The following is a 24,358-nucleotide window of genomic DNA, read 5'->3' as shown; positions in this document are numbered from 1 at the left end:
TTCACTCTGGAGATTCTTTTGACAATCGTCAAGACTTTGTTTGACACTTGTCAAGAAATCTCCCGCCGCGGATCGCGCCTGGGTCCGCGGCGGGTAGGCTGACGAAGTCCTCAGGGAGGTGCGATGGCGTTGACGTCGGCAACGACAGCGGCAGCAACAGCAGCAGCGGCCGCGGAGCCGGTCCGGCCCGCCCGGGTGTCCGGGATCGACAAGACCGAGCGCCGGCGCGTCGAGCTGGCCGAGTCCGCGCTGAAGACGCTGGGCGAGCTGGGGTACGCGCGGACCAGCCTGCGGGAGATCGCGAACAACTCCGAGTTCACCCACGGCGTCGTGCACTACTACTTCCGCGACAAGATCGACCTGATCAGCTACTGCGTGCGCTACTACAAGACCAAGTGCGCCCAGCGGTACGACGAGGTCGTCGAGACCGCGACCTCGGCCGACCAGCTCGCGGCCGGCTTCCTCGGGAAGATGACGCAGACGCTGGTCGAGGAGACCGCGATGCACCGGCTCTGGTACGACCTGCGCGCGCAGAGCATGTTCGAGGAGCAGCTCCGCGACGACGTGGCCGCCATCGACCAGCTGCTCGAGCAGATGATCTGGCGCATCCTCACCCGGTACGCCGACCTGACCGGGAGCACCCCGACGGTCGACGCCCCGACCGCCTACGCGCTGATCGACGGCCTCTTCGAGCAGGCGGTCGTCGCGTACGCCGCGGCCCCGGAGAAGTCGGCGGACCTGTTGACCGATCGGGTCAAGCAGGTCCTGCCGAAACTCGTCACGGGGTAGGTCCTACTCCGCCTGGCACTTGGTCTTGCACAGCGTGTCGGTGAGCGTGAGATGCACACCTGGTTCGTCGGTGTCCACCTCGGCCGAGTAGGCGGCCTGCCAGTCGCCGAACATCTGCTGGGCGACCTGTTTGCCCTTCTGCTGGTCGAACCAGCCGGCGATCTCGGCGCCCCCGTTGATGTGCGCCAGGTCGAGGATTCGCTGGAGCGAGTTGGAGATCTCGGCCCACGCGACGTCCACCGGACCGGCGGCGTGCACGGACACCACCGGCGGCCGCGGGTGGTCCCCGGTGAGGACCCAGACCGAGGCGGCGCCCAGCCGGCAGATGGCGTAGGCCACGTCCGTCGTGCACTCGTAGCCGGCGCCGGTCAGCGCGCCCATCACCTGCCTGGCACTGAGAGCCGGAAGCACTGTCGGCGTCGCCGCGGTCGTTGTCGCACCGGACGGCCCGGTGGCGGACTCCGTTGCCGTCGGCTCGTTCCCGCCGGAGCAGGCGGTGAGCAGGAGCAGGGCTGCCAGGGCGGTGGCTACCCGCTTCAGACCGGCACCTCGATCGCCGCGTCGAGGGCGATGGTGATCATCTCGGAGAAGGTCGTCTGCCGCTCCTCGGCGGTCGTCTCCTCCTTGGTGATCAGGTGGTCCGACACCGTCATGATGCCGAGCGCCCGGCGGCCGAACTTCGCCGCGAGCGTGTACAGCGCGGCGGCCTCCATCTCGATGCCGAGGACGCCGTACCCCGCCGTCTGCGAGACCAGCTCGGGGCGGTCGTTGTAGAACAGGTCGCCGGAGAACACCTGGCCGACGTGCACGTTCAGCCCGGCCGCCTCGGCCGCGTCCACCGCCGCGCGGAGCAGTTGGTAGTCGGCGGTCGGTGCGTAGTCGATGCCGTGGAACCGCAACCGGTTCATCTGCGAGTCGGTGCTCGCGGACATCGCCACGATCACGTCGCGGACCCGGACCGCCTCGGTCAGCGCGCCGCACGTCCCGACCCGGATCAGCGTCCGGACGTCGTACTCGGCGAACAGCTCGTGCGCGTAGATGGAGGCGGAAGCCTGGCCCATGCCGGACCCCTGGACGGAGATCTGCTCACCCTTGTAGGTGCCGGTGAACCCGAGCATGTTGCGGATCTCGGTGTAGCAGGTCACGTCGGACAGGTAGGTCTCCGCGATCCACTTGGCCCGCAGCGGGTCACCGGGGAACAGCACGCGCGGCGCGATCTGCCCCTTCTCGGCGGCGATGTGAATACTCATGCGGCGATGCTCTCACGGTGCCGGGATATGTTGAGGCATGTGGCCTACTCCATCGCTCCCGGTTCGCTAGCCCTCTCCCGTGCGGTGCTCGACCGCGCCGCCGATCGGAGGCGGGACGACGAGTGGCTGGACAAGGCGTGGGACGCGCCGGACACCCAGGTGGCCGTGGTGGCCGGGGACAAACTGCTCGTGAACGACGAGCGCACCGCTCTGCGCCTGGTGTCGCCGGCCGAGGCGCCGGACGGGATACGTGTCTTCCTCGGCATCGACCGCGTGTCCGGTGCGGGCCAGACGGCCGACGGGCGCGCCGTGTTCGCGGTGATCGTCGACGCGGACGCCGACGCCGAGGAGGGCGAGTCGTATGCCGGCCTGCGCGAGGTCGGCGCCGTGCTGAACGACCGTGAGGCCGGGATGGCGGTCCACGTGGTCGGGCTGTCCAATTGGCACGGCATCCACACGCACTGCGCGAACTGCGGCGCGCACACGGTCGTGGTCGAGGAAGGACACGTGCGGCAGTGCCCGGAGTGCGGGCTGTCGCACTTCCCGCGCAGCGACCCGGCGATCATCGTGCTCGTCACCGACGACCAGGACCGTGCGCTCCTGGGCCGCAACGAGGCCTGGCCGGAAGGGCGCTACTCGACCCTGGCCGGCTTCGTCGAGCCGGGGGAGTCGCTCGAGGCCGCCGTACGGCGGGAGGTGCTGGAGGAGACCGGGGTGGTCGTCGGGCCGGAGGTCGAGTACGCCGGCAGCCAGCCGTGGCCGCTGCCGTCCAGCCTGATGCTCGGGTTCTACGCCAAGGCGGCGAGCACCGACATCGAGGTGGACGCCGACGAGATCGCCGAGGCGAAGTGGTTCACCCGGGAGGACCTTCGTGCGCTGGTGGAAGCCGGCACGATGGCCCTCCCCGGCAGCATCTCCATCTCCCGTCGCCTGATCGAAGGCTGGTACGGCGAGGAGCTCACCGGCAGCTGGTGATCACCGGCCGACGTCGGACCGGGCGGCCGCGATCCGGATGAGGATGCCCTCCCAGCGCTGCACGGTGCCCGCCCGCTCCAGCTCTCTCAGCTTCCGGTCGACGGCTATGACGTACGCGGCGTGGCTCGGCCAGTCCGCCTCCGCGTCTGGCAGTACGTCGGTCAGCGTGCAGCCGTACGTCACGTGCCGGTTCGTCACGTAGCTGTTCACGTTCCCGGTCCACACCATCGCCCGGAGATCGGACTGCGGACAGCCGTCGACCGGTGGCGTGTAGGAGGCCAGGTTGGTCGGGTTCGTCCAGCCGTCCGGTCGCAGGAGCGTGTAGTAGGTGCCGTCCGGGGTCTGCGTGAGCCGGTTGAGGCCGTGGTCGCGCAGCATGGTCGACACGCCGCCGAGGCTGTCCACGACGAACAGTCGCCCGGCGGTCACGCCGTACAGGTAGCCGTCGCGCCACTGCAGCGCACCGTCGTTCGCTCCGGCTCGGCCGCTGAAGACGGGGATCTGGCGGAGTACGGCGCCCGTCGTCGGGTCGGCCACGAACACGATGCCGTCCGCCAGGCCCCACAGTTTGCCGTCGGGTCCGATGGTCAGCCCGTTGATGCTGGCCGCACCGGGCACAGGAACGACGTCGGTCAGCACGGTGCCGGTCGACGGGTCCACCTTGACCAGGTGCGCCTCGTCCGCGATCGGTTCGGTGCCCTGACCGCCTTCGATGCCGGAGCCGGCCCAGACCCCGGTGCTGACCGGCAGCAGCGAGGAGATGGTCTGGTCGGGCACCACGTTGCGGTAGACGGTGAAGGCTCCGGTCGGTACGTCGTACACCGTGAGGGCTCCGCCGTACTCGCCGTACGCCGGGGTAGTGCCGACGTACACCTTGTCGCCGGCCGGGACGACCGCGACCGGCCGGTTCTGGTGGTGGCTGTCGACGAGACTGAAGAGCTCTTTCGGGTTCGTCGGGCTCGCGGGGGCGGTCGGGTCCCAGAGCGACAGCCGGCCGTAGGGGTAGATGCCGACGTACATCTTGCCGTTGCCGTCCCAGGCCCAGTCCTCGACCTGGCCCTGGCGGGTGGTGACGGTCGCCTTGCCGGTGGCCGGGTCGTAGACCGACGTGGAGCCGTTCAGGTAGGCGTTGACGAAGACCTTGCCGGTCGAGGGGTCGGCCAGCGCGTGCATGAGGGCGACCGGGACGTACTGGAACGGCGAGCTCCACTGCGCGAGCGTGTTGGCCTGCGGGTCGTACCGGAAGGTCCCGCCGGAGTAGTTGCCGGCCAGGCCGTAGAGGACCTGCTGGTCGTTCTCGGTGACCCAGCCATAGCCGATCGAGGCGCCGCGGGTGAGTTTGAAGCCGGTGGTGGCGACGGTGTTGGTGTCCAGGTCGTAGCGGATGAGGTCCAGCGTGTTGTTGGTGAAGTACACGCCGCCGGGACCAGCCGCGGACACACCACGGGCGGCGATCGGATAGTCCATCACCTGACTGCCGGTGGCGGCGTCGGTGTACTTGAGTTGCTCGCCGGTGACCGCGTCGACCACGACCAGCCGGCTGCTGGCGTTGGCGAAGACCCGTCCGGTCGCGTAGTCGAGGTCGATGAAGTCCTTGGCCGTCGTACCGGGAGGAGTGAGGTCGTCGACCTGCCGCGTCTCCACGTCGATCCGGAGCAGCCTGGCGTTCGGGGTGGAGATGCCGACGAACAGCTTGTTGTGGTCCGGGTCGTACACGGTCGAGCGCGCGTACTGCTGCACCGGGTCGAGTGAGCCGTAGTCGGTCACCTGGCCGTTGGACGGGTCGTACTTGAAGGCGTGCGCGGTCGGATAGGTGCCGGCGTACACGTTGCCGTTCGGGTCGGCGGTGAGGCCGTAGATGACGGATTCGCCCGGGATCGGTTGGCCGAGGTCGGTGACCGTGCCCGCGCCCGGGTCGTAGCGGTACAGGTGCGCGTTCGGGTACGTGCCGACGTACAGGTGGCCGTTGGGCGCGACCACGATCGCCCACGCGCCCGCGGCGCCGGCCAGCGGCAGGGCGTGGATCAGCTGACGGGTGTGCAGGTCGACGACGTTGAGCTGGGCGTTCTCGCCGGCGGGTACGGCGTACACGACGTCGCGGCCGTCCGGCGTCCGGCCGACCGCGCCCTCCATCACGGTGAGCGAGCTGATCGGCGGGCCGAGGTCGCGGACCGGGTCCTCGACGTGTGGGCCCATCCGCCCGGCGTCTGGCCGGATCGGACCGACCTCGGACGGGAACGGATCAGGTCGCTTCGGGTCCGGGGCCGCGGAGGCGGGGGGACCGCCGGTGGCGAGCAGACCGAGGGTGACGGCCAGGACGGCGGCGGCACGGGACACGGCACGGCGGAGATGACGGCGCGGAATCATGGGCGGGCTCCTCGCGGCGTTGTTCCGAGGAAGGTATAACGGTCATGACCGTAAAGTCCATAACTCACGCCCTATGAGCATGAGAACGGCGCCGCACCCGGGTCGTGGGTACGGCGCCGTCCGGCGTACCGAGGGTCAGGCGGCCAGCTTCTCGGCCACCTGGGCCAGCGACGGGTTCGTCATCGCGGTCCCGTCCGGGAACACCACCGTCGGCACCGTCTGGTTGCCGTTGTTGATCTTCTCGACCAGCTTCGCGGCCTCCGGCACCTGCTCGATGTCGACCTCGGCGAACTCGATCCCGGCCCGCTTCAGCTGGCCCTTCAAGCGGTGGCAGTAGCCACACCAGGGGGTCGAGTACATCGTGAAAGCCGCCATCGGCTGACTCCTTCGTGCAGTGGGAGGGGAATTCTGTCCGGCCGCCCGTCTAGGGTTGCTGTCGACGTATCCGAACCGTTTCGCAGGTGGTGCTGTTCCCGTATGTCCCCGTCGGTGAGCGATCTCACACGCTCCGCTTCTGCGGATGACCTCCTCGAGGCGCTCGATCCTGAGCAGCGCGCGGTCGCGACCACGCTGCACGGGCCGGTCGTAGTGATGGCGGGCGCCGGGACCGGGAAGACGCGGGCGATCACCCACCGGATCGCGTACGGCGTGCGCACCGGCACGTTCGACCCGCTCCGCGTGCTCGCGGTCACGTTCACCCAGCGGGCCGCGGGGGAGATGCGCGGCCGGCTCACCCAGCTCGGCGTCGAGGGCGTGCAGGCGCGCACGTTCCACTCCGCCGCGCTGCGGCAGGCCCGGTGGTTCTGGCCCAAGGTGTACGGCGGGGAGCTGCCACCGATCGCGGACCGCAAGTTCCCGCTGCTGACCGAGGCCGCCTCCCGCTGCCGGATCCGGGTGGACACCCCGGCGCTGCGCGACCTGGCCGGCGAGGTCGAGTGGGCCAAGGTGAGCAACGTCCGCCCGGACGACTACGCGAAGCTGGCGCCGAAGTCGGGGCGGACGCTGGCGGCCTTCGACCCGGCCACGATCGCCCGGGTGTTCGCGGCGTACGAGGACGTCAAGCTCGAGCGCGGGCGGATCGACCTGGAGGACGTCCTGCTCTGCGCGGTCGCGCTGCTCGCCGAGGACGAGCGGGTCGCGGCCGAGATCCGCCGGCAGTACCGGACGTTCGTCGTCGACGAGTACCAGGACGTCAGCCCGTTGCAGCAGAGCCTGCTCGACCTGTGGCTCGGCGGCCGCGAGGACGTCTGCGTGGTCGGCGACCCGGCGCAGACCATCTACTCCTGGGCCGGCGCCGAGCCGGAGAACCTGGTGCGCTTCGCGTCCCGGCATCCCTCCGCGACCGTGATCAAGCTCGTCCGCGACTACCGGTCCACCCCGCAGATCGTCGACGTGGCCAACAAGATCCTGGACGCGACCGGTCCGTCCGGGCTGCCCGGCCGGGTGACGCTGCGGTCCCAGCGCGACCCGGGTCCGGCGCCGGTCTACCGGGAGTACTCCGACGAGGTCGCCGAGGCGGACGCGGTCGCGCGGGCGGTCGTCCGGTTGCAGGACGAAGGCGTGGCGCTGCGCGACATCGCCGTACTGTTTCGGACGAACGCGCAGTCGGAGAACTTCGAGCAGGCGCTGGCCGAGCGGAAGATCCCGACCGTGCTGAAGGGCGCGGAGCGGTTCTTCGAACGGGCCGAGATCCGGCAGGCCGCCGTCCTGCTGCGCGGTCAGGCGAAGGCCGGGGACGGCGGCGACGACCTGGTGTCGGTGGTGACCGGGGTGCTCGGCGGGGCCGGCTGGACACCCGAGCCGCCGACCGGGACGGGCGCGGTCCGGGACCGGTGGGAGTCGCTCAGCGCGCTGGTGACGATGACCTCGGACTTCGCCCGGGAGAACCCGTCGGCCCGGCTGGCGGACCTGATGGCCGAGCTGGACCGGCGGGCGTCGATCCAGCACGCGCCGCTGGCCGAGGGGGTCACGCTCGCGACCCTGCACGCGGCGAAGGGCCTGGAGTGGGACTGTGTCTTCATCGCGGGCGCACACGAGGGGACGCTGCCGATCAGCTACGCCCAGACGCCGGCGCAGGTGGAGGAGGAGCGGCGACTGTTCTACGTCGGCGTGACCCGGGCGAAGCAGCAGTTGTTCGTCAGTTGGTCCACCTCCCGCTCGCCCGGCGGCCGTGGTCAGCGCGGGCCGACCCGCTTCCTCGACCCGTTGCACGTCCGTTCGCCGCGGCCGACGGCCTGGGAGCCGTCCGACCGGGCCGAGCGGTCCTCTCGGGCCGGGCGCCCGATCCCGAAGTGCCGGATCTGCGGCCGGGGCCTGCTGGAGCCCGGCGCCCGCAAGCTCGGCCGCTGCGAGGACTGCCCGTCGTCGATCGACCAGGAGTTGTACGACGCCCTGGTCGCCTGGCGCACCGAGCAGGCGGCCACCGAACGCATGCCCGCCTTCGTCGTCCTCACCGACGCGACCCTGACCGCGATCGCCGAGACCCGGCCGACGGACGAGCAGGCGTTGCGCCGGATCCCGGGTGTCGGGCACACCAAGCTCACCAAGTACGCGGACAGCATCCTCGGGCTCTGCGCCCGCTGAGCCCACCGAACTACTGGGGGACCGAGTCCGCCTTGACCGCGTTCCGCTCGCCGAGCGGGCGGGGCTCGCCCTTGGTCGTGTCCCGCGCGGTCTGCTGCTCGGACTCGGCGTTGATCTCGGCGCCGAGCAGGATGGCATATGCGGTCAGCCACAGCCAGAGCATCAGGATGACCACGGCGGCCAGGCTGCCGTAGGTCTTCGCGTAGTTGCCGAACGTCTCCACGTAGATCGAGAACCCGACCGACGCGACCAGCCAGATCACGGTCGCCACGGTCGCGCCGACCGAGACCCAGCGCAGCCGCGGCGCGTCCCGGGACGGCCCGACCCGGTAGATGACCGCGAGCGCGACGGTGATCAGGACGACGGCCAGCACGAACCGGGCGACCTGCAGACCGATCCGGACCGGTCCCGGGACGTCCTCGCCGATGGCCGCGCCGGCGGCGAACAGCGCGACGGCGAGCAGGACGAACACGATCGCTCCGAGCGTCATCCCGAGCGCGAGCAGCTTCCGGCGGACGAACCCGCGGGTCTCCTCCTCGTCGTACGCCAGGTTGACCGCGGTGAGCAGGTAGCCGACGCCGCCCGAGGCGCTCCACAGCGCGGTGGCCACGGCGATCGCGACGCCGATGCCCAGGCTCCGGCTGGCTGCGGAGGTGAGCGCGTCGATCTGCTGCAGGAGCAGATCGCGTCCGGACGCCGGCATGGCCGCCGCCAGGTCCTCCGCCTGGGTCCTGATCTGGGCGGGATCCGCGACCAGCCCGTACGTCAGCACCGCCGCGACGATCGCGGGGAACAGGGACAGGAACGCGAAGAAGGCGACACCCGCGGCCAGCAGCGGGACCTGGTCGGCCTTCGCCTCGGCCCACGCCCGCTTGACCACCTGCCACCAGCCCGCCGCCGGGATCTGGGCCGGCCGCTCGGCCTCCACCCCCGGTACGTCGTTCGCCTGCTTGCCGGCCATCTCCGCCCCTCTCTCCCCAGGCTGCCCTGGAGGTAACCCGGGCCGGGCCTTGCAAACCTTCCGCGTCGCCCGAGTTCGTGGCCGGTGCCCGGGAAAAGCTGTTGCGGTCACATGGGGAGGGGGCGCATGGTGGAGGACGTGCCGGGTTCTGCTCACGGCAGACGTGGCATATAGGTGACAGAGGCAACGATCCCGGAGCGTGCGGACGACGTCCCGGAGCGTGCCGGGAGCCTGTCGTGGCAGCCAGTTCCGGCCACCGCGGCGGCAACTTCCGGCCAACTTCGCGAACTGGCGTTAAATAGTTTGCGGGGCCCGCCGGGGACGGCGTACTGTTCTTTCTGCGGTCGAAGGCTGGCCGAAAACTTCAAACCACCATAGCGATCGAGCTAACCGCCCGCTTCGCCACAACGAGAGGAGGTGCCCTGGAATGATCACCAACACGGTCAAGAAGCCGTTCAGCGACACTGCCGCGCTGCCGTGCGCCCTGATTCAGGGTGCCTCGCCGCGCCTGCGTGTCGCGACCGTTGTGCTCATGGCCTCCGGCGCTGCCCACTTCCAGGGCGGAGCTGTCGGCGATGTGAAGTACGGCGGTTCGGGTTCTCGAGCATGGAGTCCACCGGTCTGACAGACGTCAGCGCCGGCACCTCCAAGGCCGCGGAACCCGAAAAGGGTCCCGCGGCCCTTTTGTTTGTCCCTGATTCTGGCGGCCGTCAACCGGCGGCTGTCACCGACGACAAGAGATCAGCACCACAAGTCACTGGGAGGTGACCGGAATGAGCGTGAGCTTCCTCGATGTCTTCACCGAGGTGGCCTCGTCGCAGGACCTGCCCTGTCGGTCCTACGCGCCAGAACTCTTCTTCGCCGAATCGCCGGCCGACGTCGAGTACGCAAAGTCTCTTTGCACCACCTGCCCGCTGAAGGCCGAGTGCCTGGCCGGAGCGCTCGAGCGTTCCGAGCCGTGGGGAGTGTGGGGCGGTGAGCTGTTCGTCCAGGGAGTGGTGGTTCCGCGCAAGCGGCCCCGTGGGCGTCCCCGCAAGAGCGACACCGTAACTGCCGCCTGACGATCCAGATCCGAATCGAGACTCCAGATCATGACGAACCAGATTTCTTGTAGGAGAACTGAGATGCATTTACTCAACGAAGATCTCGCCCGTGCTCATTGTCGTTCCAAATTGAACGACGCAGAGCAGAACCGGCGCTTCTACCTCGCGCTCTCGATGGAGCGCGCGCAGAAGCGGGCCGAGCGGGCCGCCCGGCGAGCGGAGAGGGCCAGCGCACGTGCGCGCCTCGCGCTTGCCCGGCTGGTCTGATCCACCAGCACAACTGAACGCCTGGCCGGCCGGTCCGCAAGGGAGGACCGGCCCGCGGGGCACCAGCCTGACCAGCTGAATCGCCGAGGGGCGGCATCCACTGCGATGCCGCCCCTTTGGGTTGTCCGGCCGGCGCGGGGCACACTGTCCGCGTGACCAGAGCTACCTGTTCGTTGTGTGGTCAGCAGGCGGAGACCGACGAGGCGCCGCTGACCTGGCTGACCTCGGTCGAGGACGGCCGGAAGTTGCTGTACTGCGACCGCTGCACCCGGGAGAACGTCCGCAACATCGAGGGGAAGCTGGACTCGGTCTACTGGTGAGAAAGTCCTGAACCGGATGTCGATCCGGCGCTGATCCGTCCGACGCAGGGGTGAAGGCAAGAACCCCCAGCGGAAGGACCGGATCGATGACCGTCACCGAGAGTGCGCCCGCAAGGGCCGGCCGCCGGCAGTGGATCGGGCTGGCCGTGCTGTCGCTCGCCACCCTGCTGGTGTCACTGGACCTGTTCGTCATGCTGCTGGCGGTGCCGGCGGTGACCGAGGCCCTCGGCGCGAGCGGCAGCGAGCAACTGTGGATCCTGGACGTCTACGGGTTCATGGTGGCCGGGCTGATGATCACCATGGGCACTCTGGGCGACCGGATCGGCCGGCGGCGCCTGCTGCTGGCCGCGGCCGCCGTCTTCGGTGCCGCCTCGGTCGTCGCGGCGTACTCGACGAGTCCCGGGATGCTGATCGGTGCGCGGGCGGTGCTCGGGATCGCCGGTGCCGCGATCGCGCCGACCACGCTGTCGCTGATCTCCACGCTGTTCCCGGACGCCCGGCAGCGGGCGTCAGCGCTGGGCGTGTGGGCCGGCTGCTTCACGGTCGGGGCGATCGTCGGGCCGATCGTCGGCGGGGTGCTGCTGGACCACTTCTGGTGGGGCTCGGCGTTCCTGATCGGCGTACCCGCGATGGCCGTGCTCCTGGCGGTCGGTCCGTTCCTGCTGCCGGAGTACCGCGACCGGAAGGCCGGGCGGATCGACGTACCGAGCGTGCTGCTGTCGCTGGCGGCGATCCTGCCGGCGATCCACGGGTTGAAGGACCTGGCGTCCCACGGCCCGAGTACGACGGCCGTCGGCGGGCTGGTCGTGGGCGCGGCCTTCGGCTGGGTCTTCGTCCGGCGTCAGCAGCGGTTGGCGGACCCGCTGGTCGACGTACGGCTGTTCACCCGCCGGACGTTCACGGTGACGCTCGGCAGCATGATGACGTACTCGATGCTGTCGGGTGGGGTGATGGTGTTCGTCGCGCAGTACCTCCAGCTGGTGCAGGGCCTGACCCCGCTCGCCGCCGGGCTCGCGCTGATGCCCGGCATGATCACCTCGACCGTCTCCTTCCAGGTCGCGCCGCGGCTGGCCCGCCGGATCCGGCCGGGCGTGCTGATCCCGGCCGGGATCTCGCTGACCATCGTCGGGATGGCGGTGATGGCTCAGGCGACGTCGACCGCCGTACTGGTCGTCGCCTTCGCGATCGAGTGCGCCGGAGTCGCCCCGCTGGTGACGCTGGGCACGAACCTGGTCATCGGCTCGGTGCCGCCGGAGAAGGCCGGCTCGGCGGGGGCGTTGACGCAGACGAGCAACGAGTTCGGGTATGCGCTCGGGATCGCGGTCCTGGGGAGCGTGGTCACCGCGACGTACCGCAGCCAGATGGACGGGCAGGGCGGGAGCTCGCTGGGTGAGGCCGTCAGCGGCGGGGTGCCGGCCGCCGTACTGGACGCGGCCCGCGACGCCTTCACGGACGGGCTGCACCTGGCCGCCGGGATCACCGCCGTCGTACTGACCGTGATCAGCGTCCTGCTGGCCCGCACGCTCCGCTCCGAGCCGGCGCTCGACTAGCTCTCGACGCGGGTGAAGCCGGGGAGGAACTCGTCCAGGACGGAGCTGAACGGCGCCTCGGCCTCGAGCTGGGACAGGACGGCGACGCCGCCGATCCAGACGCGGTGGATCAGCAGGTACGACGGCGGCAGGTTCAGCTTGAGCGCGAGGGACGCGCTCGGGCTGCGGAAGTCGCTGGTCCGGTTCGCCTGGGCGCGCATCCACTCGCGGCTGAACTGGAACGTCTCCGTCCTGGCCGGCTCGGCGAACGGGGCGAGGTAGTCCATCAGCTGCTCGGGGTCGATGTCCATCCGCGGCTTGATGAAGCCCTCGGCCCGGAGGCCGTCGCGGACCGCGATGCCGTCGCCCTGGAGCGAGATCGTCAGGAGCCGGCCGATCGCCGGCGGAAGGCCGTCGGGCAGCCGGGCGCACAGGCCGAAGTCGACCACGCCGAGCCGGCCGTCCGGCATCACCCGGAAGTTCCCCGGGTGCGGGTCGGAGTGCAGCAGCCCGGCCAGCTTCGGCCCGCTGAACATGAACCGGACGTACTTCAGCCCGATGTCGTCCCGCTCCTGCTTGGTGCCGCCGGTGATGTACGACGACAGCGGCCGGCCCTCGATCCACTCCGACACGATCACGCTGGGGGAGTGCTTGATGACCCGGGGGACGACGAATTCCGGGTGGTCCTTGAAGGCGTCGGCGTACTGCTGCTGCGCCTGGGCCTCGCGGTCGTAGTCGAGCTCCTCGCCGATCCGCTCCTGGAGCTCGGCGACCAGCGGCTTCATGTCCAGGCCGGGTACGAGCGTGCCGAAAGTGCGGGCGAACCGGCCGAGCTGGCGCAGGTCCGCGCGCAGGGCCTCCGCGGCGCCCGGGTACTGCAGCTTGACCGCGACCTCACGGCCGTCCTTCAGCGTGCCCCGGTGCACCTGGCCGATCGAGGCGGCCGCGGCGGGCAGGTCGTCGAACTCGTCGAACCGGTCCCGCCAGCGCCTGCCCAGCTCCCGCGACAGGATCGTGTGCACGGTCGAGGCCGGCATCGGCGGGGCGGAGTCCTGCAGCTTGGTCAGCGTCGCCCGGTACGGCGCCGCGAGCTCCTCCGGCATCGCCGACTCCATGAGGCTGAGCATCTGCCCGAACTTCATCGCGCCGCCCTTGAGCTCGCCGAGCACGGCGAACAACTGGTCGGCGGTCCGGCGCTGGAACTCGGCCATCACGGCCTCGGCGGGCGCACCGCCGATCCGCTTGCCGAGGCCGACCGTCGCCCGGCCGGCGGCACCGATGGGCAGGCTGGCGAGCTTCGCGGTCCGGCTCAGCGCCTTGCGGGGAAGGTCCGACACTCCTCCATTCTGTCCGGTCACCCAAGCGCACCCCCGCGGGGGTCGCCGGTGCCGGTCGCGAACGGCGGGAACGACGAGGGGCGGTGGTGGACCGTGTGGTCCACCACCGCCCCTACGACTTGGTGCGTCAGGCCTTGCCGAGGATCCGGTTCAGGTTCGTACCGCACTCGGGGCACTTGGCCTTGGCCATGCGCGTGCCCTTGTCGTTGACCTTGACCTCGCCGTCGGCGGTGCGCTTGGCCTTGCACTTGACGCAGTAGAACTCGCCGCTCCAGGTCTCTGCCATGAGGGCCCTCTCCTTGCTCTGAATACCAGCCCGGGGTTCCCACCCCAGGCAGTCGTGGATGCTAACGGCAGACCGTCCTGCCGTAGGCCGTTCGGCCCAGTCGGGATTCACCCTACGGCAGCCGGGCGCACGCTCAAGCGCACCTCCCGGCCCGCGCGCCGCTGGGAGCACCCGAGGAAAGCCCTTTCCGAACCTGCCGGCAGCACAGAGCAGGCTCCCGGGGGTCCGCCTTCGGAACCGCTCGGCTTCCCCTCCGAACGGCCCCGGAGGCGGTCCGGGAGCCTGCTGACCCCGACGCTAGGAGCCCGTCGCCGCGCAGGCAAGAGGGCGTTGTCCACGCCTGTGGATAACCCTGTGTGCAACCTGTGGGACGCGCCGCCGGGCGCTGTGGACGGCCGGGGGAACAGGATGTGAACAACCGGCGGCGCCGGGCTCAAGATCTGGCGTCTGACCTGCGGAAACGTCGATGCACAGGATGTGGACGCAAGAAAGTTGTCGGATTCGGGGAGTACATTTCTGACCCATGGCCGACTCTCCACCGCGCCCGATCCCGCCCTATGTGGACATCCGCCGGAGCAAGCGGCGCAAGCGGACCGTCAGCGCCTACCGGGACGGTGAGCGGGTGGTCGTGCTGATGCCCGACCGGCTGTCCGCCGCGGAGGAGGCGCGCTGGGTCGAGACCATGCTGGCGCGGCTGGAGAAGCAGCGCAGCCGGTCCCGCGTGTCCGACGAAAAATTGTTGGCCAGAGCACACGAACTCGCGTGTCGTCACCTGCCGGAAGTGCCCGAACCTGCGTCCGTGCGGTGGGTTTCGAACCAAAACAGACGGTGGGGATCCTGCACTCCGGCGGACCGGTCCATCCGGCTGTCCACCCGGCTGCAGGCGATGCCGGGCTGGGTGGTCGACTACGTGCTGATCCACGAGCTGGCCCACCTGGTCGAGCCGGCTCACAACGCCGCCTTCTGGGCCCTGGTCCACCGCTACCCCAAGGCCGAGCGCGCCGAAGGCTACCTGGAGGGCATCTCCGCCGCCTCCTCCCTCGACCTCGAAGACTTCTGACCCCACCCTCCGCCTCCACCCGCTCACCCTCCGGCATCCACCCTCGCCTCGGGTGTGGGTTTCCGCAGGGGCGGGGTGGGGTTCTCCTCAGGGTGAACTCGGTGGCTTCCTGCATGGTGGCGACCACCCTCCTCCAGCGAGGCTTTTGACCCGTAGCCAGCGCCACGCCAGGTGCGCTGGGTGGGGCGCCGGAGGGGGCGCAGAGGGGTAGGGAAGGTATGGCCAGGGGACAGATCACGGTGCGGATGGCGCGCTGGAGTGCCACCCATCCGTGGCGGGCGATCGCGATGTGGGTGGTCGTCGTGATCGCGTGCTTCGCGCTCGGCTCCGCGACCGGCACGAAGGAGTCCGAGGGTGACGGCGACATCGGCGAGGTGACCCGGGCCGACACCATCGTCAAGTCCGGCAACTTCGCCGATCCGGATGTGGAGAGCGTGCTGATCACGTCGCCGTCAGGACAGCTCGACCAGGCGGAGGCGACCGAGGCGGCCGGTGTGGTCATCGAGCGGATGCGCGCCCTCGGTGGGGTCGCGCAGGTCGCTCAGCCGATGCCGTCGCCGAGCAGAGACGCCCTGATCGTCAGGGTCACCCTGAAGGACGGCGACGATGACAACCGCGTACAGCCGCTGCTCGACACCACCGCCCAGGTCCAGCAGCAGTATCCGGACCTCCGGATCGAGGAGGTCGGCAACCTGTCCATCGGCAAGGCCCTGGACGAGACGCTCGGCGAGGACTTCAAGCGCGCGGAGATGTTCAGCCTGCCGGTGACACTGGCGATCCTGCTGATCGCCTTCGGCGCGCTGATCGCGGCGTCCGTGCCCCTGCTGCTCGCGCTGTCGGCGGTCGCCGCGGCGATCGGGTTGTCGGCGGCCGCATCGCAGTTCGTCCCGGCGGTCGACGCGGTCAACAGCGTCATCCTGCTGATCGGCATGGCGGTCGGCGTCGACTACTCGCTGTTCTACCTCCGCCGTGAGCGGGAGGAACGCGCCAAGGGACGCGGCCACGTCGACGCGGTCGAGGTCGCCGCGGCCACCTCGGGGCACGCCGTCGTCGTCTCCGGTACGGCGGTCATCATCTCGATGGCCGGGTTGTTCCTGGCCCGGGACGCGGTGTTCTCGTCCTTCGCGGTCGGCTCGATCCTGGTCGTCGCGGTGGCCGTCGTCGGTTCGCTGACCGTGCTCCCCGCCGTGCTGGCGAAGCTCGGCCGGTGGGTGGACCGCCCGCGGATCCCGTTCGTCTGGCGGCTGACCGCGAGCAAGGGGCAGCCGAAGTTCTGGCCGGCCGTGCTGAAGCCGGCGCTGAAGCACCCGATCGCCACCCTGCTGGTGTCGGTCACCGCGCTGCTCGCGGTCGCCTCGCCCGCCCTGGGGATGACATTGAAGTTCCCCGGCACCGAGGACCTGCCGCGGGACACCGCCGTGATGCAGGCGTACGACCGGCTCACCGCGGCCTTCCCGAGCACCGGGACCAGCCACCAGGTCGCCGTCCGCGCGCCGGCCGGCCAGCAGCCGGCGGTGCAGGCCGCCCTGGCCGAGCTGGGCAAGCGCACGCAGAGCGACAAGCTCTACGCACAGGACGGTCTCGAGGAGCCGCGGGTCTCGAAGGACGGCACGGTCACGGTGGTCGAGGTCGCCACGCCGTACGACGGCGGGAGTCAGGAAGCCCGCGACTCGCTGAACAAGCTGCGCAAGGAGCTGATGCCCCAGACCGTCGGCACCGTGCCGGGAGTCGAGTACGCCGTCGGTGGCTTCGTCGCCGCGGACGTCGACTACGCGGCCCACACGAAGTCGAAGCTGCCGCTGGTGATCGGGTTCGTGCTGCTGCTGACGATGATCGTGATGATGGTGACGTTCCGGTCCGTGGTGGTCGCACTCACCGCGATCTTCCTGAACGTGCTGAGCGCCGGGGCGGCGTACGGCGTGGTGACCGCGGTCTTCCAGAACACCTGGGCCGAGGGCATCCTCGACTTCCGCTCGAACGGCGCGGTCGTCTCCTGGCTGCCGCTGTTCCTCTTCGTGGTGCTGTTCGGGCTGTCGATGGACTACCACGTGTTCGTCGTCAGCCGGATCCGCGAGGCCGTGCAGCGCGGGGTGCCGACCCGGCAGGCCGTTGCCGAAGGCATCACCGGCTCCGCCGGGGTGGTCACCAGTGCGGCCGCGGTGATGATCGGGGTGTTCGCGGTCTTCGCCACGCTGAGCACGCTGGACATGAAGCAGCTGGGTGTCGGCCTGGCGGTCGCAATCCTGATCGACGCGACCATCATCCGGGCGGTCGTCCTGCCGAGCATCATGATCCTGCTGGGCAACGCCAACTGGTGGGCACCGAGGTGGCTGCGCGGCCGTCCCGCCAAGCACGCGGCCCCTGCCGCCCCCGCCGACCCCGAGCGCGAGCTCACCCCGGTCGGCTGACCCTTCGACCAGAACGCAACCCGACCACGGTCGGCAACGCGTCAGCACGAGCGCTCCACCGAACAACGGTGGAGCGCTCGGCGCTTTCTCGGTCGATGCTCCGGCGGCCTCGACTACTTCAAGCGTGCGGTCGAGCTGCGGACGACGTACCCGGTGGATTCGCCGGAGGGCTACTACCTCGAGACGTGGGACAACGAGGCGATCCGCGCTCGGCTGCTCGTCCCGCTGGGCCCGGGAGGCGACCGTCGCTCTACCACCGGTGTGATGGACCCGTCCGCCCGAGCTGCACTCGACCGGCCGGCCCTGCGGGCGGCGGATGACGCGATCCTGCTGGCCGACGGGGTGTTCCTCCAACGGCCCGAGCTCGACGACTGCTGGGAGCTGCGTGTGTACGTCGACATCACCTTCGACGAGGTGCTCCGTCGCGGCACGGCTCGGGACCAGCAGTGGATGTCGTCGGCCGAGGCCGCCGAGCAGCGCTACCGGACGAAGTACATCCCCGGCGAACGGCTCTACGTCGACCAGGTCCGGCCGCAGACCCGCGCCCAGGTTCTCGTCGACAATCAGGATCCGGCCAACCCGGTCCTCACTTTCCGCCGGTAGGCCGGGGATGCTGCCGGGCGCGGTGGGTTGCCGCCTTGACCCGGCTTTGGCACTGAGGCGAGCAGAAGCGACGCTGGGCGTTCCGGGAGACGTCGACGAAGACGCGGTCGCACTGCGGGGCGGCGCAGACGCCGAGGCGACCGGCCAGGTCACTGCCGAGCGCGATCGCGAGGCCGGCCGCGCAGCCGGCGGCCCAGCCGTTGGCGAGTTCGTCGTCCGGGCCGTGGAAGTGCAGGCTCCACGGACGGTCCTTCCCCCGGTCCAGCTGGGGACGGGCGTTGGTGTCGAGCAGGAGTGCGTTGACCTCCGTCGCGGCCCGGTCGAGGTCGCCGGTGTGCGCCGCCTCGAAGACGGTCCGCATCTGGCCCGCGAGCATCGTCAGCCGCCGCGCATCGGCCGGTGGTACGTCGGGACGCGGATAACCGATCGCGGCCAGGGCATCCCCGACAGCCTGTGACTCGTCGGCCGGCGCGGCCACCGGCGAGCCGCCGGAGTACCCGGGCGTCAGCCGGTTCACGTACTCCACGGCAGCAGCCAGCACGCTGCGCGCATGACTATCAAAAGACACTTGACCGGTCACAGGCTCTCTCCGTACAGTCGACCTCGCGTGACTAACCATATCCCTTTAGATAGTCACGCCGGAGGAGGCGGTCGTGTCCACCGCAGCAGTTGGGCGCACGCCCAGGACGCTGTGGCGCGGGGTGTCGCGGGTGGTGTGGGTGCTGGTGGCGGCCCGGGCGGTCAACCGGATCGGCGCGTTCACGTTGCCGTTCCTTGGGGTGGTGCTCACGGTCGAGTTCGGCGCGTCTCTGAGTCAGACCGGCCTGATCCTGGCGCTGTTCGGGGCGGCGACGATCCCGTCGCGATTGCTCGGCGGGCACCTTGCGGACCGGCTCGGTCGTCGCCGGACGATCGTGCTCGGGCTGACCGGATGCGCCGTCGCGCAGACCTGGATCGCGCTCTCGAGCGGGCTCTGGTCCGCGATCGTGGCGACCGTCCTGCTCGGCCTGGTCTTCGAGATCTACGAACCACCCAGCCAGGCGACGATCGCCGACGTCACCGATCCGATCGACCGACCGGCTGCGTACGGCCTGCTCAGCGCGGCGATGGCAGCCGCCGGAGTGCTCGCCGGGCTCCTCGCCGCAGCCCTGAGTCATTGGGATCTGCGCTGGCTGTTCGTCGCCGACGCGATCACGTGCGCAGCGTGCGCGATCCTGGTCGCCCGCGCGCTCCCGGCCGACGTACGCCGCGACCGCGAGCAACCGACCCGCACCCAGGTCTGGCGTGACCGCCGCCTGTTGCTCCTGCTCGCCGGCGGCACGGTCTTCGCCACCATCTACATGCAACTGGTCATCGGCATCCCGCTGACGCTGGTCGAGCAAGGCCTACCCGAGTCCGGCGCCGGCTTCATCCTGGCCGTCTCGGCGGTCACGATGATCGTCGCCCAGCGTTTCCTGCGTCTGCGACACCTGGACGACTTCAGCGCACTGACGATCGGGTACGTCGTGGTCGGCGCCGGTCTCCTGGTCAGCGCCTTCGCGCACACCCTCGCCGTCTTCCTGGCCGCCGCGGTCCTGTGGAGCCTCGGCGAACTCTTCCTGCTGACCCGCTACCTCACGCTGGCGTCGAGCCTCGCGCCCGACCACGCCCGCGGCCGCTACCTGGCCGTGTTCGGTCTCAGTTGGGGCTTCGCCACCGCGATCGCGCCGCTGACGGTCACGCGATTGCTCGAGTCCTTCGGTGCGGCCGGACTCTGGCTCTCTACCGCGGCGGTCGCCGGCCTGCTTGCCGCAGCTCAGCCGTGGTTCAGGCGGAGACTGGCTCCAGCCTGACCGTCAGGCCCTTGGCTACCGGGGTGTTGCTGCCCTTGGCCACGTCGTCGGCCGCCATCAGCACGTTGGTCTCCGGGTAGTACGCCGCCACGCAGCCGCGCGCGGTCGGGAACGACACCAGCCGGAACCCGGACGCCCGCCGCTCAACGCCGGCGAACTCGCTGACGATGTCGACGTACGCCCCGTCCCGCAGACCCAGCTCGGCCAGGTCGTCCGGGTTGACGAAGACGACCTCGCGGGTGCCGTGGATGCCGCGGTAGCGGTCCTCCAGACCGTAGATCGTGGTGTTGAACTGGTCGTGGCTGCGCATCGTCTGCAGCAGCAGGCGGCCTGGCTCGGTCGGCAACCAGCTCAGGTCGTTCGCGGTGAACTGCGCCTTCGCGTCGGACGTGCGGAACTCCCGCCGGTCCCGGGCCGCATGCGCGAGCAGGAAGCCGCCGTCGTTCGCGCGCAGCCGCTCCTCGAAGTCCTCGTAGCCGTCGGCCACCCGCCCGATCCGCCGCCGGATCAGGCTGTAGTCGTCGGCGAAGTCGGCCCACGGAATCTGCCCGACCGACGGTACGACGGCCTGCGCGAGCCCGCAGATGATGCCGATCTCCGACTTCAGCTCGGGTCCCGGCGGGATCAGGTTGCCGGTGGACAGGTGCACCGCACCCTGCGAGTCCTCGACCGTCACCGACTGCGGACCGGCCGGCGTGTGGTCGTGGTCGGTCCGGCCGAGCGTCGGCAGGATCAGCGCCTCGCGGCCGACGACTGTGTGCGACCGGTTCAGCTTGGTCGACACCTGCACGGTCAGGTCGCACTGCCGCAGCCCGCGATGGACGACCTCGGTGTCCGGGGTCGCGGACGCGAAGTTGCCACCCATCGCGAAGAACACCCGGACAGTCCCGTCCCGCAGCCGCTTCACCGTCTCGGCCGCGTCGACGCCGTGCGCACGCGGCGACGTGAACGCGAACTCGTGGTCGAGCTTGTCCAGGAACGCGTCCGGCATCTTCTCCCAGATGCCCATGCTGCGGTCGCCTTGGACGTTCGAGTGGCCGCGCACCGGGCACGGGCCCGCGCCGGGCTTGCCGATGTTGCCCTGCAGGAGCAGGACGTTGACGATCTCGCTGATCGTCGCGACCGCCTCGCGATGCTGGGTCAGGCCCATCGCCCAGCAGATCACCGTCGCCTTCGACCTGATGAACCGCTGGGTGAACTCCTCGATCTCGGCCCGGCGCAGCCCGGTGGCCAGCTCGACGGTGGCCCAGTCGAGCTCGGCATTGTGCTTGGCGTACAGCTCGAAGCCGCTGGTGTGCGACTCGACGAACTCCTTGTCCAGCACGGTCCCCGGGTTCGCCGCCTCGGCCTCGAGCAGAAGGTGGCCGACGGCAAGGAACAGCGCCTGGTCGCCGCCGATCCGGATCTGCAGGTGCTGGTCGGCGAGCGTCGTACCCTTGCCGACCCAGCCGCTCGGGCGCTGCGGGTTCTTGAAGTTCATCAGGCCCGGCTCGGGCAGCGGGTTCACCGAGACGATCTCGGCGCCGTTGCGCTTGGCCAGCTCGAGGTGGCTGAGCATCCGGGGCGCGTTGGTGCCCGGGTTCTGGCCGACCACGACGATCAGCTCGGACTCCTCCAGCATCTCCAGCGTGACCGCGCCCTTGCCGCTGCCGATCACCCGGGACAGCGCCGTACCGGAGGACTCGTGGCACATGTTCGAGCAGTCGGGCAGGTTGTTCGTGCCGTAGGCGCGGACGAAGAGCTGATAGAGGAACGCGGCCTCGTTGCTGGTCCGGCCGGAGGTGTAGAAGACCGCGTCGTCGGGGTCGTCGAGACCCTCGAGGTGCCGGGCGACCACCTGGAAGGCCTCCTCCCAGCCGACCGGCTCGTAGTGGGTCGCGCCGGCCCGGAGCAGCATCGGCTCGGTGATCCGGCCGAGCTTGCCGAGCTCGTACTCCGAGATCCGGTTCAGCTGGTCGATCGAGTGACTGGCGAAGAAGTCCCGCGGCACCCGTTTGCGGGTCGCCTCCCAGGCCACCGCCTTGGCGCCGTTCTCGCAGAACTCGGCCGCGTGTTTGCGCTTGTGGTCGGGGTCCGGCCACGCGCAGGACGGGCAGTCGAAACCGCCGTCCTGGTTCATCTTCAGGAACACCTTGCCGGTCCGGGCCGGGCCCATCTCGCGGAAACCGAACCTGAACGACGAAAGCACCGCCGGGACGCCGGCGGCCTTCTTCTTCGGCTGCTCGATATCGACCATGTTTCAACCATAGTTCGCGCTATCAGTTCAGGCCGCGTTGATAGATGTCGCCTGCGTTGCGGTTGACGGCAGCTATCGAACCGGCCCGCGACCGGTTGCGGACAGATCCCTCGACAGCTTCGAGGCAGCGTCCTACCGTGCTTGGGAAAACGCTTGCCACCCCTCCGTGAAGGATCCGCCCATGTCCAGCTCCCGGAGTCGGCGCCTCGCCGCCGTTGTCCTCGCCGCCGCGACCGCTCTCGGCGGTACGACGTACGCCGCCGCCGGCCCCGCCCCGGCCGCCGACAGTCCCGCCCCGGCCGCCGACGCTCCCGCCCTGGCCGCCGCCGGTTCCGCCCCGGCCGGCGACCGGCCCAGCCGGCCACAACTGGAGCGCCTTGATCGCGGCCTGGTCGCAACCACCACGAGCGAGGGTGTGTTCCTCAGTTGGCGGCTGCTGCGCAAGGAGGCCACCGGCGCGAGCGACCATGGCCTGACCGGCGCCGACTTCAACGTCTACCGGGACGGGAAGCGGATTGCGACCGTCACCGACAGCACCAACTACCTGGACCGGTCTCGCTCGCTGAGTTCGCGCTATCGGGTCGTGTCGGTGGTGAAGGGTCGCGAGGCCGATCGCAGCGACTCCGTGTCGCCATGGGCCGCCGGCTACACCGAACTGCCGCTCCGCAAGCCGGCTGACGGCGTGACGCCGGCGGGTGAGGCGTACACCTACTCGGCCAACGACATGAGTGTCGGCGACGTGGACGGCGACGGGCAGTACGAGTACGTCGTGCTGTGGAACCCGTCGAACGCCAAGGACGTGTCCCAGGTCGGCTACACCGGCAACGTCTACCTCGACACGTACAAGGCCGACGGCACGTTGCTGTACCGCCTCGACCTCGGCGTGAATATCCGTGCGGGCGCGCACTACACGCAGTTCCTCGTGTACGACTTCGACGGCGACGGCCGCTCGGAGCTGATGCTCAAGACCGCACCGGGCACCAAGGTGATCACCTATCACCGTGACGGGCGGGTGAAGTCCGGGCGCTACATCACCATGCCTGCCGCGGATCGACGGGCCGGCTACTCACACCGGAACGACTACCGCGTCAGTGCGGCCGACTACTACGACCACCTGGTCGATCTGTTCCAGCAGTGGCACCGGCAGCCCGAAGTCGTGCGTGGACAGTGGCCGTCGACCCTCGAGGCGGCGTTCGGCATCGAGCCGCGGTACGAGTACCCGCTCACCCGCGCCGACGCCTCCGCGCTGGTGGACTACTTCATGGACGTCTACGCGCCGAGCCGCAGTACTCGCAACCAGTTGCGCTCGTTCGAAGGCTTCATCCTCAGCGGGCCGGAGTACCTCACCGTCTTCGAAGGTCGCAGCGGCCGTGAGTTGCAGACTGTCCACTACCAGCCCGGCCGGTCGGACGACGGACTCCGGTGGGGCGACTACGCGATGGCGCGGATCGAGCCGGGGAACCGGGTCGACCGCTTCCTGGCCGGCGTCGCGTACCTCGACGGCTCCCGGCCGTCCGCGGTCTTCGCCCGCGGCTACTACACCCGGACGACGATGGCGGCGTACGACTGGAACGGGCGGCGGATCATCACCCGGTGGTACGTCGACAGCGGCTGGACACCGATGACGAACCCGTTCAACGACAGCCCGCACGGCCGCGACGGCACCGACCCGGAGTACGGCTCGATCACGACGCAGGGGTTCCACTCGCTCAGCGCCTCGGACGTCGACGCCGACGGCAAGCAGGAGATCGTCTACGGCTCGGCGACGATCGACGACGACGGCAGCGTGCTCTACAGCTCCACCGATGTCCTGCCGCCGGGCAGTGCCGACCCGGGCGCGGTCGCCCGGCTCGGTCACGGCGACGCGATGCACGTGACCGACATCGATCCACAGCGGCCCGGGCTCGAGATCTTCACCGTGCACGAGGGGGCGACGTCCGCGCCGTACGGCTATGCGCTGCGGGACGCGAAGACCGGCGAGGTGATCTACGGCGAGTACTCCGGCCGGGACACCGGGCGAGGCATGGTCGGGGACATCGTTCCGGCCGAGCCGGGGCTGGAGACCTGGGCGATGCGGCTACGGACCGCGGACGGCGACGATCTGGGCACCGCTCAGCCGGGGACCAACCAGAGCATCCGGTGGGCCGCCGACCTGACCACGCAGATTGTCGACGGTGCCGGCACGGTCACGCCGACGATCAAGGACTGGCAGCGCGGCACCCTGCTCGAGGCCACCGGCACGCAGACGAACAACGGCACGAAGGGCAATCCGTCGCTGGTCGCGGACGTGTTCGGCGACTGGCGGGAGGAGTTGCTGGTGCGTACGGCGGACAGCAGTGCGATCCGGATCTACCTGAGCACCGAGGTTACCGACCGGAAGCTGTACACGCTGATGCACGACCCGCAGTACCGGGTCGAAGTGGCGCGGCAGAACACGGCGTACAACCAGCCGTCGTACCCGGGTTTCTACCTCGCCTCGGACACCGACTGGTCCACAGTGCCCCGGTAGCTC

22 protein-coding genes are annotated in these 24,358 nt (G+C 69.9%); 13 read left to right on the top strand and 9 right to left on the bottom strand.

The features are described from left to right. The first annotated feature begins 123 nt into the window (after positions 1-123). The gene (locus ACQPYZ_RS27310) at positions 124-789 is read left to right on the top strand and encodes a TetR/AcrR family transcriptional regulator (RefSeq protein ID WP_433161094.1); all 666 of its coding nucleotides are present in this window, start codon (positions 124-126) and stop codon (positions 787-789) included. A gap of 3 nt (positions 790-792) precedes the next feature. Here the strand turns inward: ACQPYZ_RS27310 and ACQPYZ_RS27305 are convergent, their stop codons facing one another. Both ACQPYZ_RS27305 and deoD read right to left on the bottom strand, forming a co-directional pair. After that, positions 793-1,170 carry a hypothetical protein gene (locus tag ACQPYZ_RS27305; protein WP_433161092.1) on the bottom strand — a complete coding sequence of 126 codons (378 nt, stop codon included), beginning with the start codon at positions 1,168-1,170 and terminating at the stop codon, positions 793-795. Positions 1,171-1,325: 155 nt separating this feature from the next. Next, positions 1,326-2,039, bottom strand: a complete 714-nt coding sequence (gene deoD / locus ACQPYZ_RS27300; RefSeq protein ID WP_433161090.1) for a purine-nucleoside phosphorylase — start codon at positions 2,037-2,039, stop codon at positions 1,326-1,328. A gap of 39 nt (positions 2,040-2,078) precedes the next feature. Between deoD and nudC the strand changes: the two genes are divergently transcribed. Then, the gene (gene nudC, locus ACQPYZ_RS27295; protein WP_433161088.1) at positions 2,079-3,014 is read left to right on the top strand and encodes an NAD(+) diphosphatase; all 936 of its coding nucleotides are present in this window, start codon (positions 2,079-2,081) and stop codon (positions 3,012-3,014) included. Here nudC and ACQPYZ_RS27290 read toward each other — a convergent pair whose 3' ends face one another. Together ACQPYZ_RS27290 and ACQPYZ_RS27285 are read right to left on the bottom strand one after the other, a co-directional pair. Then, entirely contained in the window at positions 3,015-5,381 is a 2,367-nt protein-coding gene (locus ACQPYZ_RS27290) for a hypothetical protein (protein ID WP_433161087.1), read from the bottom strand. A gap of 135 nt (positions 5,382-5,516) precedes the next feature. After that, positions 5,517-5,756 carry a mycoredoxin gene (locus ACQPYZ_RS27285; protein ID WP_433161086.1) on the bottom strand — a complete coding sequence of 80 codons (240 nt, stop codon included), beginning with the start codon at positions 5,754-5,756 and terminating at the stop codon, positions 5,517-5,519. Positions 5,757-5,858: 102 nt separating this feature from the next. Here ACQPYZ_RS27285 and ACQPYZ_RS27280 point away from each other — a divergent pair, with 102 nt between their 5' ends. After that, positions 5,859-7,964 (top strand): ATP-dependent DNA helicase UvrD2, encoded by a 2,106-nt coding sequence (locus ACQPYZ_RS27280; protein WP_433161084.1) that lies wholly within the window; start codon positions 5,859-5,861, stop codon positions 7,962-7,964. A 10-nt stretch (positions 7,965-7,974) separates the two neighbouring features. On the opposite strand, the gene ACQPYZ_RS27275 is transcribed toward ACQPYZ_RS27280, so the two are convergent. Then, positions 7,975-8,925, bottom strand: a complete 951-nt coding sequence (locus ACQPYZ_RS27275; RefSeq protein WP_433161082.1) for a YihY/virulence factor BrkB family protein — start codon at positions 8,923-8,925, stop codon at positions 7,975-7,977. A gap of 427 nt (positions 8,926-9,352) precedes the next feature. On the opposite strand from ACQPYZ_RS27275, the gene ACQPYZ_RS27270 reads away from it, so the two are divergent. The 5 genes from ACQPYZ_RS27270 (at position 9,353) to ACQPYZ_RS27250 (ending at position 12,105) form a co-directional block, all read left to right on the top strand. Beyond that, the gene (locus ACQPYZ_RS27270) at positions 9,353-9,550 is read left to right on the top strand and encodes a hypothetical protein (protein ID WP_433161081.1); all 198 of its coding nucleotides are present in this window, start codon (positions 9,353-9,355) and stop codon (positions 9,548-9,550) included. A 148-nt stretch (positions 9,551-9,698) separates the two neighbouring features. Further along, the gene (locus ACQPYZ_RS27265) at positions 9,699-9,986 is read left to right on the top strand and encodes a WhiB family transcriptional regulator (RefSeq protein ID WP_132151798.1); all 288 of its coding nucleotides are present in this window, start codon (positions 9,699-9,701) and stop codon (positions 9,984-9,986) included. Between the two features lie 30 nt (positions 9,987-10,016). Further along, on the top strand, positions 10,017-10,235 hold the full coding sequence (locus ACQPYZ_RS27260) for a hypothetical protein (protein WP_433161079.1): 219 nt from the start codon (positions 10,017-10,019) through the stop codon (positions 10,233-10,235). A gap of 152 nt (positions 10,236-10,387) precedes the next feature. Continuing rightward, entirely contained in the window at positions 10,388-10,555 is a 168-nt protein-coding gene (locus ACQPYZ_RS27255; protein WP_433161077.1) for a hypothetical protein, read from the top strand. Positions 10,556-10,641: 86 nt separating this feature from the next. After that, a complete protein-coding gene (locus ACQPYZ_RS27250) occupies positions 10,642-12,105 on the top strand; it encodes an MFS transporter (protein ID WP_433161076.1) in 1,464 nt (487 codons plus the stop codon). Here ACQPYZ_RS27250 and ACQPYZ_RS27245 read toward each other — a convergent pair. Together ACQPYZ_RS27245 and ACQPYZ_RS27240 are read right to left on the bottom strand one after the other, a co-directional pair. Next, positions 12,102-13,421: an ABC1 kinase family protein gene (locus ACQPYZ_RS27245; RefSeq protein ID WP_433161074.1), complete on the bottom strand. Its 1,320-nt coding sequence runs from the start codon at positions 13,419-13,421 to the stop codon at positions 12,102-12,104. The genes ACQPYZ_RS27250 and ACQPYZ_RS27245 overlap by 4 nt on opposite strands. A 127-nt stretch (positions 13,422-13,548) precedes the next feature. Then, positions 13,549-13,707, bottom strand: coding sequence for a DUF5679 domain-containing protein (locus ACQPYZ_RS27240; RefSeq protein ID WP_012922897.1), 159 nt, complete (start codon positions 13,705-13,707; stop codon positions 13,549-13,551). A 523-nt stretch (positions 13,708-14,230) separates the two neighbouring features. On the opposite strand from ACQPYZ_RS27240, the gene ACQPYZ_RS27235 reads away from it, so the two are divergent. The 3 genes from ACQPYZ_RS27235 (at position 14,231) to ACQPYZ_RS27225 (ending at position 17,778) form a co-directional block, all read left to right on the top strand. Continuing rightward, positions 14,231-14,767, top strand: a complete 537-nt coding sequence (locus ACQPYZ_RS27235) for a YgjP-like metallopeptidase domain-containing protein (protein ID WP_433161072.1) — start codon at positions 14,231-14,233, stop codon at positions 14,765-14,767. A gap of 218 nt (positions 14,768-14,985) precedes the next feature. After that, positions 14,986-17,175, top strand: coding sequence for an MMPL family transporter (locus ACQPYZ_RS27230; protein WP_433161070.1), 2,190 nt, complete (start codon positions 14,986-14,988; stop codon positions 17,173-17,175). 153 nt (positions 17,176-17,328) lie between these two features. Further along, positions 17,329-17,778 carry a hypothetical protein gene (locus ACQPYZ_RS27225; protein WP_433161068.1) on the top strand — a complete coding sequence of 150 codons (450 nt, stop codon included), beginning with the start codon at positions 17,329-17,331 and terminating at the stop codon, positions 17,776-17,778. Here ACQPYZ_RS27225 and ACQPYZ_RS27220 read toward each other — a convergent pair. Next, the gene (locus ACQPYZ_RS27220; protein ID WP_433161067.1) at positions 17,762-18,319 is read right to left on the bottom strand and encodes a CGNR zinc finger domain-containing protein; all 558 of its coding nucleotides are present in this window, start codon (positions 18,317-18,319) and stop codon (positions 17,762-17,764) included. The two genes, ACQPYZ_RS27225 and ACQPYZ_RS27220, sit on opposite strands and share 17 nt — an antisense overlap. Positions 18,320-18,431: 112 nt before the next feature. Between ACQPYZ_RS27220 and ACQPYZ_RS27215 the strand changes: the two genes are divergently transcribed. Then, positions 18,432-19,610, top strand: a complete 1,179-nt coding sequence (locus ACQPYZ_RS27215; protein ID WP_433161065.1) for an MFS transporter — start codon at positions 18,432-18,434, stop codon at positions 19,608-19,610. On the opposite strand, the gene ACQPYZ_RS27210 is transcribed toward ACQPYZ_RS27215, so the two are convergent. Further along, entirely contained in the window at positions 19,585-21,846 is a 2,262-nt protein-coding gene (locus ACQPYZ_RS27210) for an FdhF/YdeP family oxidoreductase (RefSeq protein ID WP_433161063.1), read from the bottom strand. The two genes, ACQPYZ_RS27215 and ACQPYZ_RS27210, sit on opposite strands and share 26 nt — an antisense overlap. Positions 21,847-22,027: 181 nt before the next feature. Here ACQPYZ_RS27210 and ACQPYZ_RS27205 point away from each other — a divergent pair, with 181 nt between their 5' ends. Further along, positions 22,028-24,355: a rhamnogalacturonan lyase gene (locus tag ACQPYZ_RS27205; RefSeq protein ID WP_433161062.1), complete on the top strand. Its 2,328-nt coding sequence runs from the start codon at positions 22,028-22,030 to the stop codon at positions 24,353-24,355. Positions 24,356-24,358: the final 3 nt, after the last annotated feature.

The organism is Kribbella sp. CA-247076, from assembly GCF_050942445.1.
Lineage (GTDB): Bacteria > Actinomycetota > Actinomycetes > Propionibacteriales > Kribbellaceae > Kribbella.
This window is presented reverse-complemented; position numbering and strand designations above follow the sequence as displayed.

What these genes read in the sequence shown, in the direction of transcription:
- ACQPYZ_RS27265 (WP_132151798.1), top strand. Translation starts at nt 9,699, where the DNA reads ATGAGCGTGAGCTTCCTCGATGTCTTCACCGAGGTGGCCTCGTCGCAG.
- ACQPYZ_RS27260 (WP_433161079.1), top strand. Translation starts at nt 10,017, where the DNA reads ATGACGAACCAGATTTCTTGTAGGAGAACTGAGATGCATTTACTCAAC.
- ACQPYZ_RS27230 (WP_433161070.1), top strand. Translation starts at nt 14,986, where the DNA reads ATGGCCAGGGGACAGATCACGGTGCGGATGGCGCGCTGGAGTGCCACC.
- ACQPYZ_RS27275 (WP_433161082.1), bottom strand. Translation starts at nt 8,925, where the DNA reads ATGGCCGGCAAGCAGGCGAACGACGTACCGGGGGTGGAGGCCGAGCGG.
- ACQPYZ_RS27210 (WP_433161063.1), bottom strand. Translation starts at nt 21,846, where the DNA reads ATGGTCGATATCGAGCAGCCGAAGAAGAAGGCCGCCGGCGTCCCGGCG.
- ACQPYZ_RS27235 (WP_433161072.1), top strand. Translation starts at nt 14,231, where the DNA reads ATGGCCGACTCTCCACCGCGCCCGATCCCGCCCTATGTGGACATCCGC.
- ACQPYZ_RS27240 (WP_012922897.1), bottom strand. Translation starts at nt 13,707, where the DNA reads ATGGCAGAGACCTGGAGCGGCGAGTTCTACTGCGTCAAGTGCAAGGCC.
- ACQPYZ_RS27270 (WP_433161081.1), top strand. Translation starts at nt 9,353, where the DNA reads ATGATCACCAACACGGTCAAGAAGCCGTTCAGCGACACTGCCGCGCTG.
- deoD (WP_433161090.1), bottom strand. Translation starts at nt 2,039, where the DNA reads ATGAGTATTCACATCGCCGCCGAGAAGGGGCAGATCGCGCCGCGCGTG.
- ACQPYZ_RS27310 (WP_433161094.1), top strand. Translation starts at nt 124, where the DNA reads ATGGCGTTGACGTCGGCAACGACAGCGGCAGCAACAGCAGCAGCGGCC.
- ACQPYZ_RS27280 (WP_433161084.1), top strand. Translation starts at nt 5,859, where the DNA reads ATGTCCCCGTCGGTGAGCGATCTCACACGCTCCGCTTCTGCGGATGAC.
- ACQPYZ_RS27250 (WP_433161076.1), top strand. Translation starts at nt 10,642, where the DNA reads ATGACCGTCACCGAGAGTGCGCCCGCAAGGGCCGGCCGCCGGCAGTGG.
- ACQPYZ_RS27205 (WP_433161062.1), top strand. Translation starts at nt 22,028, where the DNA reads ATGTCCAGCTCCCGGAGTCGGCGCCTCGCCGCCGTTGTCCTCGCCGCC.
- ACQPYZ_RS27290 (WP_433161087.1), bottom strand. Translation starts at nt 5,381, where the DNA reads ATGATTCCGCGCCGTCATCTCCGCCGTGCCGTGTCCCGTGCCGCCGCC.
- ACQPYZ_RS27285 (WP_433161086.1), bottom strand. Translation starts at nt 5,756, where the DNA reads ATGGCGGCTTTCACGATGTACTCGACCCCCTGGTGTGGCTACTGCCAC.
- ACQPYZ_RS27305 (WP_433161092.1), bottom strand. Translation starts at nt 1,170, where the DNA reads ATGGGCGCGCTGACCGGCGCCGGCTACGAGTGCACGACGGACGTGGCC.